This window comes from Porphyromonas sp. CAG:1061, assembly GCF_000435035.1.
Classification (GTDB): Bacteria; Bacteroidota; Bacteroidia; order Bacteroidales; family Porphyromonadaceae; genus Porphyromonas_A; species Porphyromonas_A somerae.
This window is the reverse complement of sequence record NZ_HF988949.1, coordinates 1-1,540: the sequence shown is the minus strand read 5'-3', so window position 1 is coordinate 1,540 and position 1,540 is coordinate 1. Positions and strand designations below refer to the sequence as shown.

At 49.9% G+C, this 1,540-nt stretch carries 3 protein-coding genes; all 3 read left to right on the top strand.

Features of this window, described 5'->3' with window-relative positions; translation table 11 throughout:
• A partial coding sequence (holA, locus tag QVO39_RS08365) for a DNA polymerase III subunit delta (RefSeq protein WP_353867189.1) occupies nt 1-480 on the top strand: 480 nt, incomplete at its 5' end.
• A complete protein-coding gene (locus tag QVO39_RS08360; RefSeq protein ID WP_288171949.1) occupies nt 452-781 on the top strand; it encodes a DNA polymerase III subunit delta in 330 nt (109 codons plus the stop codon). The genes holA and QVO39_RS08360, both read left to right, overlap by 29 nt.
• A gap of 67 nt (nt 782-848) precedes the next feature.
• The gene (locus QVO39_RS08355; RefSeq protein ID WP_021903786.1) at nt 849-1,442 is read left to right on the top strand and encodes an NUDIX hydrolase; all 594 of its coding nucleotides are present in this window, start codon (nt 849-851) and stop codon (nt 1,440-1,442) included.
• The last annotated feature ends 98 nt before the right edge of the window (nt 1,443-1,540 follow it).

The window sequence follows — 1,540 nt, the reverse complement described above, 5'->3', positions numbered from 1 at the left end:
CCGCCACTCTCTGCTTTGGTGAGCTTGGTGACGCACCCCAATCCTCATCTGATTTTGGTGGTGTCGATCAAGGGGGGAAAGCGACTGAATCGTGGTCATGCCTGGGTGAAGCAATTGGAGAAGTCGGCTCTTTTGGTGGAAAGTCCACGGATCAAGGACTATCGTTTGGAGCCCTATATTGCTCCTATGGCTGAGACCCATGGACTGCGGCTCAATCCTGCGGCTATTCAGATGGTGGCTAATCGGATGGGTGCCGACCTTCAGCGAATGGATAGCGAGTTGGAGAAGTTGGCTACTGCCTTACCTCTTGAGGCTAGGAGTGCGGTGACGGCGGAGATGGTACAGGCTTATACTGGTTGGTCTAAGGAGTATTCGGTCTTTGACCTTCGGAAGGGAGTATTCGGTCTTTGCGCTTGGGACGGCATTGGCCTATCGGCAGGTGGGCGAGTCGATGCGGATTGCGCAAGCCTTGGGAAATGATGAAAAGCGGGCTCCGATACAAATGATCTTGCCTCAGCTATTTAATTACTTTGCCAATCTGCTGATTGCTTTTTATGCTCCAAATCGGCAAGATGAAGGGAGTGTGATGCGGGCATTGGGACTATCGAGTAAGTTCTTTGTGAAGGAGTATATGGCGGGGTTGCGCAACTACTCTGCGGTGAAGGTGGTGGATATCATCAAGTATCTCAGACGGTGCGATGCCCGTAGCAAAGGAATGTATGGAGATGAGGGGAGTAGTGAAGAGATATTGCCAGACTTGGTGCTATTTATATTGAATTGAGGGGGAAGGTACGATGAGAACTATTTATGGAGAATCACTTTGAAATATTTATAAATTGGAATAAGCTATGAGTACACATGTGAGTAAAGCGATGAAGGAGCACAAGCACCCTTTGGCCGACTTTGGTTATTGTCCGAAGTGTGGCAGTGACCAATTTAAGGTGGAGAATGCCAAGGCGAAGAGGTGCGGAGGATGCGGATTTACCTATTATTTTAATCCCTCTGCTGCTTGCACCTGCTTCATAACCGACAAACTGAATCGGGTATTGGTGGCAGTGCGTGGTGCGGATCCTGCCAAGGGCACTTATGACTTGCCTGGAGGGTTTATTGACCCATATGAGACGGCAGAGGAGGGAATGGCACGTGAGATCAAGGAGGAGACACGAATCTCTGCCCTATCAGGGCTGAGGGGAGGTATTGTGGATCCATTGAGGTATCTTTTCTCACTTCCCAATATCTATCTTTATTCGGGTTTTGAGGTCCATACGGTGGATATGGTATTCCATATGGCGGTAGAGTCGTTGGATCCTTACATTGGTGTAGGGGGCGATGATGTGGCCGAACTGAAGGCGATCCCATTTAGTGAGCTGGACCCTGAGACGTTTGGACTGGACTCTATCCGCAAGGCGGTGGAGATGGTGAAGAGTGCCCGCTACTTCTAAGAAAGCGGGTACCTAATCGGACAAGTCAGACAAGTCGGACGAGTCGGACAGGTCGGACGTGAGTAAAAAAAAGCATCCGACAGGGTGCCATTCAGCTA